Raw genomic sequence first — 17590 nt, 5'->3', positions numbered from 1 at the left:
TCCCGCCGAGTACCGAACGGTGTGTGCCGAACGGACGGCGACGGACGGAGATATAGAGGTCTTAGCAACCTCTTTTCGGGGGAGACTGTCAGACTGACCTGTATGTCACGGTCACGACGCGAGTTCCTGACGGGTGTGAGCGCGAGCGCCGCCGCGGCCGCCCTGGCCGGCTGTTCGGTCTCCGGCGGGTCGGGTGGAACCCCCACTGCCGACGGCTACGAGGTGGGCTACGGCGACTACCGGACGACGGTCAGCCCGTCCAGCTTCCCGGAGACGCTGTACATCTACGCGGTCCAGACGGGGTGGTCGAACTGGGAGGCGATCATGGAGTCGTTCGAGTCGGAGTACGGCGTCGCGCTCAACGACGACCAGCGGTCGTCGGGCGAGGCGCTGGAGGACATCCGCGCCAACGCCCAGGACCCGACCCACTCGGCGTACAACGGCGGGTACACCTACGGCATCATCGCGATGCAGGACGACTACACCACCGACTACAAGCCCGCCAACTGGGACAAGGTGCCCGAGAAGCTCAAGACGGACAACGGCCACATGACCGCAACCCGGCAGATGACCACGACGGTCACCTACCGGGCCGACATCTACGAGGAGCGGGGCATCGAGCCCCCCGAGACCTGGGAGGATCTGAAGAACCCCGACATCGCCCAGGATCTCGTCTTTCAGCCGCCCCAGGCGGCGGTCGGCCTCGCCGGCGCGCTGTCGATCAACAACGCCTACGGCGGCTCGCTGGACGACGTCCAGCCGGTCGTCGACTACTACAACGAGCTCCAGGAGATGGGCGCGACCTTCCGGGGCAACCTGGAGGGCGACTTCACCTCCGGCAACGTCGTCACCTTCGTCGAGTACGACTACACCGGGCTGGACCTGAAGTACAACTCCGACGCGGTCGGCGAGGACCAGGTCGGCGTGCGCCTGCTCACCGGGCCGGACGGCGAGCCCGGCGCCATGCAGAACCCCTACGGCTACGGGATGCTCGACGGCGCCCCCAACCCGGAGGCAGCCAAGCTGTTCATGGACTACGTGCTCTCGCTGGAGGGCCAGCGGCAGTTCCTCGACGCCTACGTCCGGCCGATCCGCGCCTCCGAGCTGGACATGCCCGACGAGTTCCCCGCCCAGAGCCGCTACGAGGAGACCCAGTTCGGCGTCGACTACGAGCAGCTGGTCGACAACCAGGAGAGCATCATCGAGGAGATCGGCAAGGGCGTCGGCCTGACGGGCTACTGATGTCGACGCTCGACGACCGAGAGCTGGTCGGCCGGCTCGTCGACGGGACGGGGCGGCTGATCGGGGCGCCGACCGAGCGCGACCGGGAACGGCGGCGGATCGTCGCCCTGACGCTCCCGTTCCTCGCGCTGGCGGTCGTCGGCGCCGCCGTCCCGCTGGTGTACCTGGTCCGGATGAGCCTCTCCGAGTCCGCCGGGGCGATCCAGGGCCTCCAGTTCGAGAGCTACCGGACGCTCGCGCTGTCGGTGGCCGCGTACCTGCCTGTCGTCGGGAGCGGCGTGAGCGCTGACCCGGTGTACGGCGAGGTGATCTGGAACTCGCTGTGGTTCGGCGCGGCGACCACCGTCGTCAGCGTCGCCGTCGGCGTCGCGATCGCCCACGGCCTGGAGAACTACGACCTGCCCCACGAGGGCCTGCTCGTGACGCTCATCTCGTTCCCCATCAGCCTCCCGGGCATCGTCGTCGCCTTCATGATCATGGTGTGGTTCGCCCGGACCGGCGTGCTGACGAACTTCTTCGCCGCCATCGCCGGGATGGACCCGGTCGCCCTCGCGCTGACCGGCCAGCCGCCGGGGACCGCGCTGGCGGTCGCCGGCCTGTTCCTGGGGTACTGCTACTCGATGATCCCGCGGGCGACCTTCCTGTTGCGGGGGAGCTACGCGGAGGTCAACACCGACGCCGAGGAGGCCGCCCGCGCGCTGGGGGCGACCCCCTGGCAGACGTTCCGGTACGTGACGCTCCCGCAGATCCGCCCCGGCGTGGTCGGCGCGCTCATCCTCACGTTCCGGACGGCGCTGGCCATCTTCGGCACCGTCCTCGTGCTGAAGGCGCTGTCGGTGGTCACCTTCCGGTTCGACCAGGAACTGGCGACCGGGTTCAACCTCCCCATCGCGTCGGCGCTCGCGGTCGTCTTCTTCGCGTTCACGGTCCTGTTCACGTTCGCCGGCCTGCGCTACACCAGCGCGGAGGTGGCCGGATGAGCACCGACACCGGGCGGGCGGTCCCCGACCGCGACCCCGGCCGCTTCGGCCGCCTCTCCGGGGCGATCGGTCGCCGCGCCGTCACCGCCCTCATCGCGGTGACCGTCGTCTTCCTCATCGCGCCGGTCGCGCTCACGCTCGTCGCGTCGTTCGCCGGCGACTGGACCGGGGTCCTCCCGCAGGAACTGGGCACGCTCGACAACTGGCTGCACGTCCTCGGCCTGCAGGAGTCGGTCGGCGCACAGCGCGCGCTCGGCAGCGCGACGATCCAACTCCCGGCGGGGTACTCCGTGACGATCATGGGTGCCTCGCTGGTCTTCAGCCTCGTGATCGCGCTCTGCGGGGTGCTGATCAACCTCGTCGTCGGCGTCCCGATCGCCTACGCGGTGACCCGCTACGACTTCTACGGCGTCGGCTGGCTGAACACGGCCGCCGTCCTCCCGCTGGTGCCGGGCGTGATCCTGGGGATCGCCTTCCTGCGGACCTACCCGAATCTCCCGAGCGCGGCGGCGCTGGTGATCGGCTACTCCCTGCTGAAGATCCCCTACATGATCCTCGCGGTCCAGTCGTCGTTCGAGTCGATGGACCTGCGCCAACTCGAGGAGAGCGCCCGCTCGCTCGGGGCCTCCTGGCCGCGAACCTTCCTCACCGTCATCGTCCCCAGCGCCAAGCGGGGCATCCTCTCGGGGGCGATCGTCTGCTGGACGCTGGCCGCCGCGGAGTTCAACTTCTCCTATATGGTCTACTCCCGGGGCCCGCGTCCGTTCTCGATCTTCCTCTACAACAACATCACGAACAGCAGCATCCTGCAGACGGCCGCGGCCGTCTCGCTGTACTTCCTGATCGTGGCCGGCGTCACCGTCGCGCTGCAGGCGACCGGCCAGCGCGGCTTCTCCGTCGGAGGTGTCAAATAATGGCAGAACGAGTGCGACTCGACGACGTGACCAAGGCGTTCGGTGAGACGACCGCCGTCGACGGCGTGTCGCTGACGGTCGAACCGGGCGAGACGCTGGGGCTCGTCGGGCCGTCGGGCTGCGGGAAGACGACGACCCTGCGGACCGTCGCGGGCTTCGAGACGCCCACGGACGGCGCCGTCCGCTTCGGCGAGGAGGACATCACGCACGTCCCGCCCGAACAGCGGTCGGTCGGACTGGTCTTCCAGTCGTACGCGCTGTTCGACAACATGACCGTCCGGGAGAACGTCGAGTTCGGGCTGAAGATGCGGGACGTGCCCGCCGACGAGCGGTCGACGCGCGCGACCGAGCTGCTGGAGCTGCTCGACATCGGCGAGCTCGCGGACCGGGACCCGACGACGCTGTCGGGCGGCCAGCAACAGCGGGTCGGCCTCGCGCGGGCGCTGGCCATCGAGCCGCGCGTGCTCCTGCTGGACGAGCCGATGACCGGCCTCGACGCGAAGCTCAAGACCCGGCTGCAGGAGGAGATCGGCGCCCTGCTGGACGACCTCGACGTGACGGCGCTGTACGTCACCCACGACCAGAGCGAGGCGATGGTGATGTGCGACCGCATCGCCGTCATGAACGACGGCCGGGTCGAGCAGGTCGGGACGCCCGACGAGGTGTACGAGCGGCCGGCCAACGCCTTCGTCGCGGACTTCGTCGGCACGTCGAACCGCCTGCGGGCGACCGCCGACAGCGGCCGCCTCGACTTCGGCCACGCGACGGCCCCCGCGCCGAACGGCCACGAGGGCGAGGTGACCGTCGTCGCCCGGCCCGAGGCGTTCGAGGTGGGCGAGGGCCCCTTCGAGGCGACCGTCCGCGAGCGGTTCTACCTCGGCGAACACGTCCGGGCGGTCGCGGACCTCCCCGACGGCGAGTCGGTCACGCTCCGGGTCGACCCCGACGACGCGCCGGCGACCGGCGACCGGGTGTCGCTCGCCCTCGACACCGACCGCGTCCACGTCCTCCCCGAGTCATGAGCGGCGGGGACCGGGGCGAGGGCGGGGTAGCGAGCGCCGGCCGGGTGGCGAGCGCCGACGGGGAAGCGGGCGGGAGCCGCGAACGGGAACCGGCGCCCGGCCCCGTCTTCGCCCGGCTCGACCGGCCGACCAGCGACCCGCCGGCGACGCTTTCGGTGATCGCGGACCCGCACGTCGCCGTGACCGCCCGCGGGACGTGGAAGGTGTACCACCGGACGCTCGACCGCCTGCGGACGGCGGTCTCGCTCGCGAACGACCACACCGACGCCGCGCTGCTCGCCGGCGACCTCACCCGGGACGGCCACCCGGCGGAGTTCGACGCCGTCGACGGCGCGCTCGCGGATCTGTCGGTCCCCTGGCGGGCGATCCCCGGCAACCACGACGTGCCGAAGGCCTTCGACGACCACGCCAGTCCGCCGGTCGAGCGGTTCGCCGAGCGGTACGGGCCGCTCCCGTTCGCGTGGGAGGTCGGCGGCGTGACGCTGCTGGGCGTCGACACCGCGACCGGCGGTGCCGGCGACGGTCGTCGGGGGACCGACGTAGCGTCGGCCGACGGTCCCGCGGACCTGCGGGAGACCTGGGGCGGGCGGGTCGGCCCCGCCCAGCGCGCCTGGCTGGCCGAGCGCCTCGCGGACTGCGAGCGGCCGGTGGTCGCGCTCCACCACCCCGCCGCCGGGCTCCCGGACTGCCCGGACGGGCCGCGCTGGCGGAACTTCCGCCTCTACGACGACGAGGCGGTCGCGGCGCTCCTGCGCGAGCACGACGCGCCGCTGGCCCTCTCGGCGCACCACCACGTCCCGGCGCTGGTCGACCACGGCGACACCGTCGAGGCGCTCGCGCCCGCTGTCTGCTCGTTCCCCCAGGCGTCGCTGCACGTCGAGGTCGGCCCCGACGGGACGACCCTCCGGCTCGTCCCGCTGGCCGAGGCCGACGGCGTCGCGGAGGCTCACGGGCTCGCGCGCGACGGGAAACCGCTGGGGCGGACCGTCTGCGAACTCGCCGAGCGGCGGCTGGCCGGCGGGGTCGGCGAGTGAGCGGTCGGCGTCGGGGGCGCTCGGGGCCGCCCCGGGGCGCCGGGGACCGCACGGGGCGCCGGCAAACCCATGGCTTTTCGCCGTCGCCGGAGTCGTGGGGGTATGCGCGTGACCGAGGGCGACGTGACGGTCGAGGTTCCCGAACAGGCCGACGCCGGCGTGGGCGAGGACGTGTTCTTCAACCCCGTCCAGGAGCTCAACCGCGACCTGACCGTCGCCGTCCTGCGCGCGCTCGAAGCCGACACTGATCGCGAGTCCGACCGCACCCTCAGCTACCTCGACGCCACCGCCGCCTCCGGCATCAGGGGCGTCCGCGCCGCGGCCGAGGGGTTCGAGGCGACCTGTTGTGACGTGGACCCCGACGCCGTCGACCTCGCCCGCGAGAACCTCGCGCGCAACGACCTCGACGGGCGCGTCCTCCACCGCGACGCCAACGCGCTCATGCACGAGGAGACGTTCGACGTGGTCGACGTGGACCCGTTCGGGACGCCGATCCCGTTCGCTGACGCTGCGTTCAGGGGCGCGAGCCGGCTGGTCTGTATCACTGCCACCGACACCGCCCCGCTCTGCGGGGCTCACTTCGAGAGCGGCGTCCGCCACTACTCGACGGTCCCCCGAAACACCGAGTACCACGCCGAGATGGGCCTCAGAGTACTGCTCTCGGCGCTCGTCCGTACCGCCGCCCGTTACGACCTGGCCGCCCGCCCGGTCTTCAGCCACGCCACGAAACACTACGCCCGCACCTACCTCCGGCTGGAGTCGGGCGCGCAGGCCGCGGACGCCCTGATCGACGAACTCGGCCACGTCGACCACTGTGAGCACTGTCTCTACCGCGAGGCGACGCCCGGCCTCATCGCGGACCCCCTCGACTGGTGCCCCGAGTGCGGCGAGGCGATCCAGACGGCCGGCCCGATCTGGCTGGGGCGGACCTGCGACCCCGAATTCGTCGAGGCGGTCCGCGACGCGGTGGACGACGGGATGGGAACCGCCGACGAGGCCCGCGAGCTGTGCGAGACGGTCGCGGCGGAACTGGCGGAGCCGACCCACTACGACCAGCACCGCCTGTGCAAGCGCTGGGGCGTCGGCGCGGTGGCGATGGACGAGTTCATCGGGCGACTGCGGGCGGCCGGCCACGACGCCTCGCGGACCCACTACGGCGGGACGACGTTCAAGACCGACGCCGACGTGACCGAGATCCGCGCCGCTGTCGTCGAGGAGTGAGCGGCGCCCTGACTGTCGAACGAGCGACGAGCACCGTTCACAGCGACGCGACGCGGCGGGCGATGCCGTAGACCAGGTGGTAGAACGGGCGCAGGAAGTAGTTGAGCATCCCGACGAGCCCGAGGAGCCCGCCCAGCGCCTGCACCTCGCCCGGACTCGCGCCGAGGTAGGCGCCGACGACGGCGGCCGCGAGGAACGGGCCGAGCCACAGGTCGGCCGCGACCGCACGCGGGTCGAGGGCGCCCGAGGCTCCGTCCGGGTCCGCGGACGCGTCGAGTCGCTCCGCGGCGAGATAGAGGGCGCCGCCGGCGGCCGCGAGCGCGACGACGAGCGCGAGCGAGCCGGCGACGCCGGCCGTCCCGGCGGCGACCAGCGGCAGCCCGCCGGCGAGCAGGACGACCGTCCCGCGCATCACGACCTCGTCGAGTCCCCGGTCCATACCGGTAGGGGCGGCGGACGCGTCTTGGTCCTTTCGTCACGACGAGCGCGCCCGGGAGCGTCGCCGGGTCGGGTCGAGCGGGACGGCCGGAGCCCGCGAGTGCGGTCGGCGGAGACGCGAGCGCGGTCGCCGGAGCCCGCGGCTATTAGTGCGCGAGGCACGCAGACGGGAGCGTGCAACCGGAGTCGGTCGGCGGGCGGGCGCGAGCGGGCGGCCGGGAAGCCGTCGCCGTCGCGCGGGCGGTCGTCGCGCTGGTGCGCGAGCGGGAAGTGACCTTCCTGGCGGCGGGCATCGCCTACTACGCGTTCGTGTCGCTGCTGCCGGCGCTGATGTTACTGCTGGTCGTCGCGTCGACGCTGGGCGGGCCGGATCTGGCCGCGGAGGTCGTGGCGGCGACCGGAAACGTCCTCTCGCCGGTGGGACAGGACCTGGTGCGGTCGGCGCTGGTCGACGCCGCCGGGGCCGCGCCGGCGACGCTCGTCGGCGTCGGCCTCCTGGTCTGGAGCGCGCTGAAGGTGTTCCGCGGGCTGGACATCGCGTTCTCGCGGATCTACGGGACGGAGACGGCGGAGTCGATGGTGGGTAAGGTGCGCGACGCGGCGGTCGCGCTCGGGGCGGTGGCGGTCGGCCTCGCGGCGCTCGTGGCCGTCGGCGTCGCCGTCGGCTACGCCGGCGTCGCGCTCGTGGGGCTGCTGGGAACCGCCGCCCTCGTCGTCGTGCTCACCGTCGTCTTCTTCCCGCTGTTCGTGGTCTTCCCGGACACCGACGCGGGGCTCGCCGAGGCGCTGCCGGGGACCGTCTTCGCCGCGGTCGGCTGGACGCTGCTGGGGACCGGATTCCGGCTCTACGCGGGGATGGCGGGCCAGTTCGACGTGTACGGGGTGCTGGGGGTCGTCCTCCTGCTGGTGACGTGGTACTACGCGGGGGCGACGGTCCTGCTGGTGGGGGCGGCGCTGAACGCCGTCCTGGCCGACCGTCGGACCACCAACACCAAGGGGGAGCCAGGCGACAGTCGAGGTACGCGCCCATGACCGCCGACACTGGTGCCGACGACGATTCCGCCGCGGGCGACGAGCGCACCGCCTCCGCGGGCTCGACCACGAGTCCGAGCCCGGGCTCGGAGGAGGCGGGCGTCGACGCGGAGGTCGCGGAGCTGCGGGAAGAGCTGGAGTCGCTGCGGACCCGCGTCGACGAGAAGACGGTCCACCGCGACGACATCCGCGAGGAACTCCGCCGGTACGTCCGCAAGCGCCAGCGCCGCGGCCACGCGACCGGGTGGGGCCCCTATCTCGTGCTCCTCTACGGCACCGCGATGACGGTCGGCGCCTTCTACTACCTGAACAACTGGGCCGCCGTCGCCGCCATGCTCGTCGTCTGGCTCTCGACGCTCGGCCTCTACGTCTTCATGGTGGTCCTCGGATCCTTCCTCGCCGCCGGCCGCAAGGCCGCCGGGCTGACCGACCTCCTCGGAAAGTTCCGGTAACCGCGGCGGTCGGGACCCGTCCGGCGGCGGACGCGCGGACACAGTCGCCCGACGGCGCGCTTCCGGGCTTCGTAACACATAAAGTCCGGCTTGCGTAGTTCGTGGCATGGCTCAGGGCGGCGCGTCGACCGACGGGGAGTCGCGCGTCGACCTCCACGTCAAGGTCCTCGACGAGGGGGTCGTCCGCCGCGCCAAGGCCGTCGGCCTCGACGCCATCGTCTACGCCCCCCACTTCACCCACCTCTCGACGGTCCGCGAGCGCGCCGCCCGCTTCTCCGACGAGGACCTCCTTGTGGTGCCCGGCCGCGAGTACTTCACCGGCAAGTGGTCCGCCCGCAAGCACGTCCTCGCCGTCGACCCCGACGAGCCCGTCCCGGACTTCCTCACCCTCGACGACACCATGGCCGAGATCGCCGGCCACGACGCCGCGGTCCTGGTCCCTCACCCCGAGTTCCTCACGCTCAGCATGACCGAGGCGGACATCGCCACCTACGCCGACGCGGTCGACGCCGTCGAGGTGTACAACCCGAAACACTGGCCGTGGGACGACCGCCGCGCCCGCGAGATCGCCCGCGAGTCCGGCCTGCCGACGTTCCTCTCGTCGTACGCCCACCTCACGACCACCGTCGGCGAGGCCTGGGTGGAGTTCGACCGCCCCATCGACTCCGCCGGCGACCTCGTCGACGCGCTCCGCTCGGGCGCGCGCCGCCGGATGTACCACCGGAACGGCCTCGCGCACCTGCTCAAACGCCGCGTCGAGTTCGCCCACCTCGGCTGGGAGAACTCCTACGACAAGTTCAAGCGCGTCGTCCTCTCGGGCGACGAACCCACCCACCCCGCCGGCGACTACCCCGACCGCTTCGCCGACATGAACGCCTACGGACCCGACGGCGGCCTTCTGTAGGGGTTTACCGATCGAAACGCCCTCACGCCGTGAGCGTCGCGAGCGCCGCCAGCGCCTCGGCGAACTGGTCGGCCAGCAGTAGCCGGACGACGGCCGCGAAGGCCGCGGCGACGGCGACGGCCGCGACGGCGACCCCGCGCCAGTCGTGGACCCACGCGCGGTCGGTCTGCTCGCGCGCGACGAAGACCACGTAGTCGGTGATCGCGACTGCCGAGGCGACGCCCAGCGCCCACAGCAGCGCCTCCGTCGCGGTCGCCGCCGGGACGAGCATCCCCACCATCGCCAGGAACTGCAGGTTCGTGACGACCTTCCCCGGCAGCCGCGCTTTCACCTTCTCGGTCTCGAAGGCGAGGACGGGCACGAGCGGTACCATCGCCACGACGAAGGCGTCCCGCGCGAAGAAGAAGGCGAGGTACGCGAGGTCCAGCCCCGTCGCCGGGTAGAGGGCGGCGACGAGGACCAGCGCGGTGAGTTTGTCCAGCGCCGGGTCGAGCAGGGCGCCGAGTTCGGTGGTCTGGTCGAGCCGGCGGGCCACCCAGCCGTCCACGCCGTCCGAGAGGACGACCAGCGCGAACAGGACGTAGCGGACCGGCGACTCGGGGGCGAGGACGATCCCCGCGACCAGCGGCAACCGCGAGAGGGAGATCAGGTTCGGGACGGTCCACACCTCGCCCGCCCGCGCCCGCCAGTCGATGTCCATCTCGTGGGTGGATGCTCCGGCGTCGCTCATGTGTCCACCGGTTTCTCCCGTGACTCCTCGCCGTCCGATCACCGAACCTATACGTTCGGTGGGGGTGGAACGTCCGGAGCACGATGGACCTGGACGGACTGAGTACCCCGGAGGTCCGGGCGCTGGCGGACGACTGGTATCCCGACCGCGAGTGGGCCGAGATAGAGGCGCTCCCGGAGGGGGATCCGAACGAGAAGGGGTTCAAGGTCGAGGCGTGGACCCGGAAAGCCGTCGCCGAGGACGCCCTCCCGGCGCGACTCACGTATCTCCGGGAGGTGGCGCGGGACGACGACTGGCGAGTCCGGGAGCGGGTGGCGCAGGCGCTCAAGCACGTCACGGAGCACTCGTTCGACCGCGTCGAATCCGCGCTGGACGAGTGGGTCGCCCACGAGGACAACTACGTCCGGCGGGCCTGCGAGGTCGGACTGATGGGGACGCCGCCGGAGCGGGTCGACGCCGCTCTCCGGATACTCGACGGCCTGATGAGCGATTCCGACGACTACGTCAAGAAGAGCTGCGGCGCGTTCGCGGTGACACACGTCGCCGCGAAGGACCCGGCGGTCGGCCGCGAGTATCTGGACCGCTGGAGCCGGAGCGACGACCTGCGAACGCGGTGGAACGCCGCCAAGGCGATCGGCGGCGCCTACGGGCGCGGGAACGACCACGCGCTCGACCTCGCGTACCGGCTCGCCGGCGACGACGAGTATCGCGTTCGACGGGCGACGGCCGCCTCACTGCGCGACCTGATCGAAGACGACCCGGCAGTGCGTGAGCGGGTCGACCAGTGGGAACAACGGGACGACTTTCGGTCGAGATTGTAGCGGTCGGCGACAGACCCGCGACCCGCTCGCGACCGGCCGCGAACTGCAACCGACAGCGAGCGACGAGAGCCCTCGCCGCGCTCGCTAGCAGTAATCGCAACCGTCACTGACAGCAGGCGATGAAAGCCCTCGCCGCGCTCGCGGTCGCTGAGGCGGGATATCCGCGCTCTCGGCACCGCCCGCGCGGATAGTGGCCCGCTCAGGCGACCAGGCAAGCGCGAGCGCGCCTCGCCCTTTCAGTCCGCCAGGGACAGCACAGCACGGCACCGCGACCGCCCCGCACAGCACCGCGGACGGCCACGAACCTCCCCAGCCGATTCGTTCACTCGCTTCGCTCGTTCCCTCATCCCTCGCGCGATTACGGTCGCGCGCATGAACACGCGCTCCAGCGCGCGCCGGTTCGGAAAGTCAGTCCTCGGAGTCGTCAGTGTCGTCCGCGTCGGGGAAGGGCACTTCGAGTCGCTCGCCGTCGTCGGGGATCCAGGCGTCGCCGTCGAAGTGCTCGCGGGCCTCGCGTTCGATGGGGGAGGGGTCCCCGGCGTAGCGCGTGGAGATGTGGGTCAGCGCGAGCCGTTTGGCGCCGGCGCGGTCGGCGATGGCGGCGGCCTCGCGGGCGGTGGAGTGGGCGGTCTCCCGCGCGCGGTCGGCCCAGTCGCTGGCGAAGGTGGCGTCGTGGACGAGCAGGTCGGCGTCCTCGGCGGCAGCGGCGACGGCGTCGGTGGGACGGGTATCGCCGGTGTAGACGAGAGTCCGGCCGGGGCGGGGCGGGCCGACGACCTCCTCCGGCCGAACGATCCGGCCGTCGTGTTCGACCGGCTCGCCGCGGTGGAGCTTCGAGTACTTGGGGCCGGGCGGGATGCCCAGTTCCTCCTCGGCTTTCTCGCGGTCGAAGCGACCCTTGCGGTCGTCCTCGACGAGGGCGTAGCCGACCGACTGGGTGCGGTGGTCGGTGCGGACGGCCCGGACCTCGTACTCCTCGCGGTCGAGGACGGTGTCGCCGGGGCCGACCTGGTTGATCCGGACGGAGAAGGCGGGGTCGTTGCCGGCGGCGTGGACGAGGTCCTCGATCTGACCGCGGGTGCCGTGGGGCGCGTGGACGGCGAGCGGGCGCTCGCGGTCGTTGAAGTCGAAGGTCTGGACGAGGCCGGGGATGCCGAGGACGTGGTCGCCGTGGAGGTGCGTGACGAAGACGTGGTCGACGCCGAACCCGGTCCCGAAGCGCATCATCTGACGCTGGGTGCCCTCGCCGCAGTCGAACAGCAGGCGGTCGCCGTCCCTGTTGACCCCCAGCGCGCTCGTATTGCGCTGGGTGGTCGGGACCGCGCCGCTCGTGCCGAGAAACGTCACGCGCATACCCGCTCTTCCGGCGTGACCCGGTAAACGCGTGTCGGATCCCCGCCCCCGGGCCGCGCCCGACGGTTCGACGCCTGCCGCCCCAAACTCCATATTTAAGCATTTCGCCCGTTCACGCGTGTTCGACGGAAACGGTCGCGAGCGTGTCGTTACGCGGCTCGAAATCCGGCTTAATCCGCCGAAATCCGGCTTCGACGACTCCCTTTTATATGGGTATGGGGCCGGAAGAGGGGGATACGATGTCACGGAACCACCGACCGACTGCGACGGCGGAGCGACCGACCGGGCGAGCGAGTCCGCGAACGGGGGTGTCGCGATGAGGCGCGCGGTCGCCGTCGTGGCGACGGCGCTACTGGTCGTCACCGCCGGCTGTGCCGGGACGGTCGGCACGGCGACGCCCGGGAACGGAGCGGGACCGGGCGCCGACGGCGGGAGCGCGGCCGACGGCGGCGACGCCGGGACGGTCAACTTCTACGTGAGCGACGAGCCCAACGACATGGACGACTTCGAGCACCTGAACGTCACGATTACGACGGTCAGGTTCCACCTCGTCGACGCCGCGAACGGCTCGGCTGACGGGAACGTGTCAACCGCGAACGCGACGGCGACGCCGGACAACGAGACGGTGGCGCCTAACGGAACGGCGACGCCCGCGAACGGCACCGCGGCCGACGAGGCGGAGGCCGGCGAGGAGGTCGACGCTGACGAGGACGAGCGAGAAGACGACGAGGAGCGTCAAGAGCGAGAGGACGACGAGCGCGACGAGGAGATGGACGACGACGAGGGCGAAGACGACGAGGCCGGCGAGGGCGACGGTCGCTGGGTGACCCGCGACGTGAACGCCACGTCGGTCGACCTCTCGCAGCTGCGCGGCGCGAACGCGACGCTGCTCGAACAGTTCGACCTCCCCGCGGGCGAGTACGACAAGGTCCACATGGAGGTCAGCGAGGTCGAGGGGACGCTGACGAACGGCGACGACCAGCGCGTCAAGCTCCCGAGCGGGAAGCTCCAGCTCAACGCGGAGTTCACCGTCGAGAACGGCTCCGAGGTCGACTTCGTCTACGACGTGTCCGTCCACAAAGCGGGCAACAGCGGGAAGTACATCCTCAAGCCGGTCGTCAGCGAGTCGGGTACCGAAGTCCCGATCGAGCGGGTCGACGACGAGGACGACGATGACGACGACCGCTCGATCGACGCCTCGTTCGTCGGCAACGTCTCCGCGGGCGAGAACGTCACCGTCCGCGTCACCGAGAACGGGTCGGCGCTCGCGAACGCGACGGTGGGCGTCGACGGCGGCCCGACCGGCACCACTGACGCCGATGGCGAGGTCGTGGTGCATGTCCCGAGCGACGCCGAGGAACTCGAGATCGAGGTCGAGGACGGCGACGCCGAGGCCGAACTCGAAGCGGAGTTCGAGGACGGAGATGATGACGACGAAGACGACGATGACGGCGGCCCAGGCGAGGGCGGTCCGGGTGACGGCGGACCCGGTCAGGGCGCCGGGAACGGCCAGGGCGACTGACGCCGCGACGACGACAGCGAACGGCGACCGCGCCAGTGTTCGCAGTCAGCTCCTGTTTACTCGCGGTCAGTTCTCGTCCGCGCACGGCACGTCGCGCTCGGTGACCTCCACCGTACGCGAGGCCGTGGCGACGGTGGTGTTCTCCGTCGTGACGGTCGCGCGGACGGGGACGGTGTCGCCGCCGTCCAGCGACGGCGGCCGGTCGGCTATCCTGAACAGGACCAGCCGCTCGGAGCCGCCCGTCGAGAGCGTGACGGTGCGGGTTTCGACGAGCGCCCCGTCGTCGACGGACACGTTCACCCGGAACGAGGGTTCGGGCGGCCCGTCGTCGCGGAGCGGGCGTTCGACGACGAGCGACCCGCTCAGCCCGGCGTTGCCCGGCATGGGCCCCTGGTCGTTGCAGGTGGCGACCCCGTCGGAGTCGGGGTAGGGGTCCTCGGACTGGTTGCCGACCGCTACCCGCGGTTCGAACGTCGAGACGGTCGCGTTCGCGGGGCGGTCCTCGGAGGTGAGCGCCGACAGCGCGACGGTCGCGCCGCCGACGATGGCGAACATGAGCACGACGCCGGCGATGGCGAAGCGGCGCATACTCGCCCGTGACCCGGACCCGATATGTGTCTTGTCACCGACGGGTCGGGGTGGGACTCGGGCCGAGCGGGAGCCAAGCGGGGTCGAGCGACCCGCCGGAGCCGACCGGGGACCGGGGACCGACCGGAAGAGTTCGGTCCGTCCGGCGATCCGCCGCGAGTGTCCGCGAGCGCCGTGCGAGCGGGGATCGCACCTTCGGAACTGTTTTAGGCGCCGCTGGGCCAACTAGCAACGAATGAGCGACCTCGAACAGGAGTATCGACTCGACTACTTCGAGGAGCACGGCTTCCACCGGAAGGAGTGCTCCGAGTGTGGGGCCCACTTCTGGACGCTCGACGGGGACCGGGCGACCTGCGGCGAGCCGCCATGCGAAGAGTACGGCTTCATCGACGACCCCGGCTTCGACGAGGAGATGTCGCTCGAAGAGACCCGCGAGACGTTCCTCTCGTTCTTCGAGGATCGGGGTCACGAGCGCATCGACCCCTACCCGGTCGCGGCCAACCGCTGGCGCGACGACGTCCTCCTCACGCAGGCGTCTATCTACGACTTCCAGCCGCACGTCACCAGCGGCGAGTCCCCGCCGCCGGCCAACCCGCTGGTCGTCTCCCAGCCCTGTATCCGCATGCAGGACATCGACAACGTCGGCAAGACCGGCCGCCACACGATGGCCTTCGAGATGGGCGGCCACCACGCGTTCAACGCCGACGAGGGCACCGACTACGCCTACGAGGGCGAGGTCTACTGGAAGGACAAGTGCGTCGAGCACTGCATGGATCTCCTCGCCGAAGTCGGTGCGCCCCGCGAGGACGTGACGCTCATCGAGGACCCCTGGGTCGGCGGCGGCAACGCCGGCCCCGCCTTCGAGGTCATCTACCGCGGGCTCGAACTCGCGACGCTCGTCTTCATGCAGTTCGAGCAGGACCCCGACGGCGACGTCGAGATGAAAGACGGAAACACGTACAGTCAGATGGACCGCCGGGTCATCGACACCGGCTACGGCATCGAGCGCTGGACGTGGATGTCCCAGGGCACCCCCACTGTCTACGAGGCCGTCTACCCCGAGGCCATCGACTTCCTGAAGGACAACGCCGGCCTCGACTACTCCGAGCGCGAGGAAGAGATCGTCCACCGCGCCGCGAAGCTCGCGGGCCACATGGACATCGACGAGGCCGAGGACATGGAGTCGGCCCGCGACAACATCGCCGACCAGCTCGACGTGTCCACGGGCGAACTGGCCGACCTGCTCGAACCCCTCGAAGACATCTACGCCATCGCCGACCACTGTCGGACGCTCGCGTACATGCTCGGGGACAACATCGTCCCCTCGAACGTCGGCACGGGCTATCTCGCCCGGATGGTCCTCCGGCGCACCAAGCGCCTCGTGGACAACGTCGGCGTCGACGCGCCGCTGGACGAACTCGTCGACATGCAGGCCGAGCGGCTGGGCTACGAGAACCGCGACACGATACGGGACATCGTCCGCACCGAGGTCGAGAAGTACCGCGAGACGCTCGACCAGGGCGGCCGCCGCGTCCGTCGCCTGGCCGACGACTACGCCCAGCAGGGCGACCCCATCCCGGTCGGCGAACTCATCGAGCTGTACGACTCCCACGGCATCCAGCCGGACATGGTCGAGGAGATCGCCGCCGAGAAGGGCGTCGACGTGGAGACGCCCGACGACTTCTACGCGCTCGTCGCCGACCGCCACGGCGGCGGCCAGGCCTTCGAGGAAGGCGAGGAGCGGCCCTACGAAGACAGGCTGGAAGAGCTGCCCGACACCGACCGCCTCTACTACGAGGACCAGCAGCGCACGGAGTTCGAAGCGGTGGTACTGGAGGTGTTCGAGCGCGACGGCGAGGGCTACGACGTGGTGTTAGACCAGACGATGTTCTACCCCGAGGGCGGCGGCCAGCCGCCGGACCACGGGACGCTGTCGACCGACGACGTGACCGCCGAGGTCGACGACGTCCAGATCGTCGACGGCGTCATCCTCCACACGACCGACGAGGACCCCGGCAAGGGTGAGTTCGTCCGCGGGCAGATCGACGGCGCGCGCCGGCGCCGGCTCATGGCCCACCACACCGCGACCCACATCGTCATCCACAGCGCCCGGCAGGTGCTCGGCGAGCACGTCCGCCAGGCCGGCGCCCAGAAGGGGACCGAGTCGTCCCGGATCGACGTGAGCCACTACGAGTCGGTCTCCCGCGAGGAGGTCAAGGAGATCGAACACCGCGCCAACGACATCGTCCGGTCGAACGGGCCGGTCAAACAGGAGTGGCCCGACCGCCACGAGGCCGAGGACGAACACGGCTTCGACCTCTACCAGGGCGGGATCCCCGCCGGCGAGAACATCCGGCTCATCCACGTCGCCGAGGACGTGCAGGCCTGCGGGGGCACCCACGTCGCCCGCACCGGCGACGTCGGTGCGATCAAGATCCTCGGCACCGAGCGCGTCCAGGACGGCGTCATCCGCATCGAGTTCGCCGCGGGCGACGCCGCCGTCCAGGCCACCCAGGACACCGAGGACGCCCTCTACGAGGCCGCCGAGGTCCTCGACGTGGCGCCCGAGGAGGTGCCCGAGACGGCCGAGCGCTTCTTCACCGAGTGGAAGGAGCGCGGCAAGACCATCGAGCAGCTGAAGGAGGAACTCGCCGAGGTCCGCGCGGCAGGCTCGGGCGGCGGGGAGGAGGTCGAAGTGGACGACGAGACCGCCGTCGTCCAGCGGCTGGACGGCGACATGGACGAACTGCGCGCCACGGCCAACGCCCTCGTCGAGGAGGGGAAGATCGCGGTGCTGGGGTCGGGTCGGGACGGCGCGACGTTCGTCGTCGCCGTCCCCGACGGCTCGGCGGTCAACGCCGGCGAGGTCGTGAGCCAGCTGGCGCGGAAGGTCGGCGGCGGCGGCGGCGGCCCGCCGGACTTCGCACAGGGCGGCGGCCCCGACGCCGACAGCCTCGACGACGCGCTGGACGAAGCGCCCGACGTGCTCCAGCAGGTCGCGAACGCGTAGAAATCGAAACTGCGGTCCGCGCTCGCACTCGTCTCGTTCTCCCGGGGATTACCCGCCGCTGACCGGCGGGAACAGCGCGAGTTCGTCGCCCTCCTCGACCGGCGTCTCGAAGCCCTCCGCCTCGGCGAACGGGTCCCGGCCCTCGTGGAGCAGGCGGACGTGGTCGTAGAGGTCGCCCTCCTCGTCCAGCACTTCGGATTCGAGGTCGGGGTGCGCGTCGAGGAGCGCGTCGAAGGCGTCGCCGACGGTCTCGGCGTCGGACTCGACCGCGATCTCGGTGTCGCCGGCCGTCTCGGCGAGCGTGGCGAACAGTCGCCAGTGCATACA

Annotated in this window: 16 protein-coding genes and 1 pseudogene; 12 read left to right on the top strand and 5 right to left on the bottom strand. The window is 71.2% G+C overall.

From position 1 onward, the window contains the following. Positions 1-102 precede the first annotated feature (102 nt). The 6 genes from ACMGFI_RS04525 (at position 103) to ACMGFI_RS04500 (ending at position 6413) form a co-directional block, all read left to right on the top strand. A complete protein-coding gene (locus ACMGFI_RS04525; protein ID WP_436907669.1) occupies positions 103-1242 on the top strand; it encodes an extracellular solute-binding protein in 1140 nt (379 codons plus the stop codon). Further along, positions 1242-2222 (top strand): ABC transporter permease, encoded by a 981-nt coding sequence (locus ACMGFI_RS04520; protein ID WP_436907667.1) that lies wholly within the window; start codon positions 1242-1244, stop codon positions 2220-2222. Before ACMGFI_RS04525 ends, ACMGFI_RS04520 begins: the two co-directional genes overlap by 1 nt. Then, positions 2219-3136 carry an ABC transporter permease gene (locus tag ACMGFI_RS04515; RefSeq protein WP_436907665.1) on the top strand — a complete coding sequence of 306 codons (918 nt, stop codon included), beginning with the start codon at positions 2219-2221 and terminating at the stop codon, positions 3134-3136. Before ACMGFI_RS04520 ends, ACMGFI_RS04515 begins: the two co-directional genes overlap by 4 nt. Further along, entirely contained in the window at positions 3136-4158 is a 1023-nt protein-coding gene (locus ACMGFI_RS04510; protein ID WP_436907664.1) for an ABC transporter ATP-binding protein, read from the top strand. The genes ACMGFI_RS04515 and ACMGFI_RS04510 overlap by 1 nt, the downstream gene beginning before the upstream one ends. Beyond that, positions 4155-5192, top strand: a complete 1038-nt coding sequence (locus ACMGFI_RS04505) for a metallophosphoesterase family protein (protein WP_436907663.1) — start codon at positions 4155-4157, stop codon at positions 5190-5192. The genes ACMGFI_RS04510 and ACMGFI_RS04505 overlap by 4 nt, the downstream gene beginning before the upstream one ends. A 102-nt stretch (positions 5193-5294) precedes the next feature. Further along, positions 5295-6413 (top strand): tRNA (guanine(26)-N(2))-dimethyltransferase, encoded by a 1119-nt coding sequence (locus ACMGFI_RS04500; RefSeq protein ID WP_436907661.1) that lies wholly within the window; start codon positions 5295-5297, stop codon positions 6411-6413. Positions 6414-6450: 37 nt separating this feature from the next. On the opposite strand, the gene ACMGFI_RS04495 is transcribed toward ACMGFI_RS04500, so the two are convergent. Continuing rightward, positions 6451-6852, bottom strand: coding sequence for a hypothetical protein (locus ACMGFI_RS04495; protein WP_436907659.1), 402 nt, complete (start codon positions 6850-6852; stop codon positions 6451-6453). A 173-nt stretch (positions 6853-7025) separates the two neighbouring features. Here ACMGFI_RS04495 and ACMGFI_RS04490 point away from each other — a divergent pair, with 173 nt between their 5' ends. The 3 genes from ACMGFI_RS04490 (at position 7026) to ACMGFI_RS04480 (ending at position 9239) form a co-directional block, all read left to right on the top strand. Next, on the top strand, positions 7026-7883 hold the full coding sequence (locus tag ACMGFI_RS04490) for a YihY/virulence factor BrkB family protein (RefSeq protein ID WP_436907657.1): 858 nt from the start codon (positions 7026-7028) through the stop codon (positions 7881-7883). Next, positions 7880-8335, top strand: a complete 456-nt coding sequence (locus ACMGFI_RS04485; protein ID WP_436907656.1) for a ribonuclease BN — start codon at positions 7880-7882, stop codon at positions 8333-8335. Before ACMGFI_RS04490 ends, ACMGFI_RS04485 begins: the two co-directional genes overlap by 4 nt. 106 nt (positions 8336-8441) lie before the next feature. Beyond that, entirely contained in the window at positions 8442-9239 is a 798-nt protein-coding gene (locus tag ACMGFI_RS04480; RefSeq protein WP_436907654.1) for a PHP-associated domain-containing protein, read from the top strand. 22 nt (positions 9240-9261) lie between these two features. Here ACMGFI_RS04480 and ACMGFI_RS04475 read toward each other — a convergent pair whose 3' ends face one another. After that, positions 9262-9969, bottom strand: a complete 708-nt coding sequence (locus tag ACMGFI_RS04475; protein WP_436907653.1) for a CDP-alcohol phosphatidyltransferase family protein — start codon at positions 9967-9969, stop codon at positions 9262-9264. A 77-nt stretch (positions 9970-10046) separates the two neighbouring features. On the opposite strand from ACMGFI_RS04475, the pseudogene ACMGFI_RS04470 reads away from it, so the two are divergent. Then, positions 10047-10790, top strand: a pseudogene (locus ACMGFI_RS04470) (DNA alkylation repair protein); the annotation flags it as partial. A 408-nt stretch (positions 10791-11198) separates the two neighbouring features. Here the strand turns inward: ACMGFI_RS04470 and rnz are convergent. After that, a complete protein-coding gene (gene rnz / locus ACMGFI_RS04465; RefSeq protein ID WP_436907651.1) occupies positions 11199-12143 on the bottom strand; it encodes a ribonuclease Z in 945 nt (314 codons plus the stop codon). A 316-nt stretch (positions 12144-12459) separates the two neighbouring features. Between rnz and ACMGFI_RS04460 the strand changes: the two genes are divergently transcribed. After that, a complete protein-coding gene (locus ACMGFI_RS04460; RefSeq protein WP_436907649.1) occupies positions 12460-13665 on the top strand; it encodes a DUF4382 domain-containing protein in 1206 nt (401 codons plus the stop codon). 66 nt (positions 13666-13731) lie between these two features. Here ACMGFI_RS04460 and ACMGFI_RS04455 read toward each other — a convergent pair whose 3' ends face one another. Continuing rightward, positions 13732-14253, bottom strand: coding sequence for a hypothetical protein (locus ACMGFI_RS04455; RefSeq protein WP_436907648.1), 522 nt, complete (start codon positions 14251-14253; stop codon positions 13732-13734). Between the two features lie 235 nt (positions 14254-14488). On the opposite strand from ACMGFI_RS04455, the gene alaS reads away from it, so the two are divergent. After that, positions 14489-17263, top strand: coding sequence for an alanine--tRNA ligase (gene alaS / locus ACMGFI_RS04450; protein WP_436907647.1), 2775 nt, complete (start codon positions 14489-14491; stop codon positions 17261-17263). A gap of 48 nt (positions 17264-17311) precedes the next feature. Here the strand turns inward: alaS and ACMGFI_RS04445 are convergent, their stop codons facing one another. Next, a complete protein-coding gene (locus ACMGFI_RS04445) occupies positions 17312-17587 on the bottom strand; it encodes a ubiquitin-like small modifier protein 1 (protein ID WP_436907646.1) in 276 nt (91 codons plus the stop codon). Between the last annotated feature and the right edge of the window lie 3 nt (positions 17588-17590).

Source organism: Halosimplex marinum, from assembly GCF_051414075.1.
Classification (GTDB): domain Archaea; phylum Halobacteriota; class Halobacteria; order Halobacteriales; family Haloarculaceae; genus Halosimplex; species Halosimplex marinum.
Note: the sequence above shows the minus strand (reverse complement) of the source record. Positions and strands in the feature narration are given on the sequence as shown.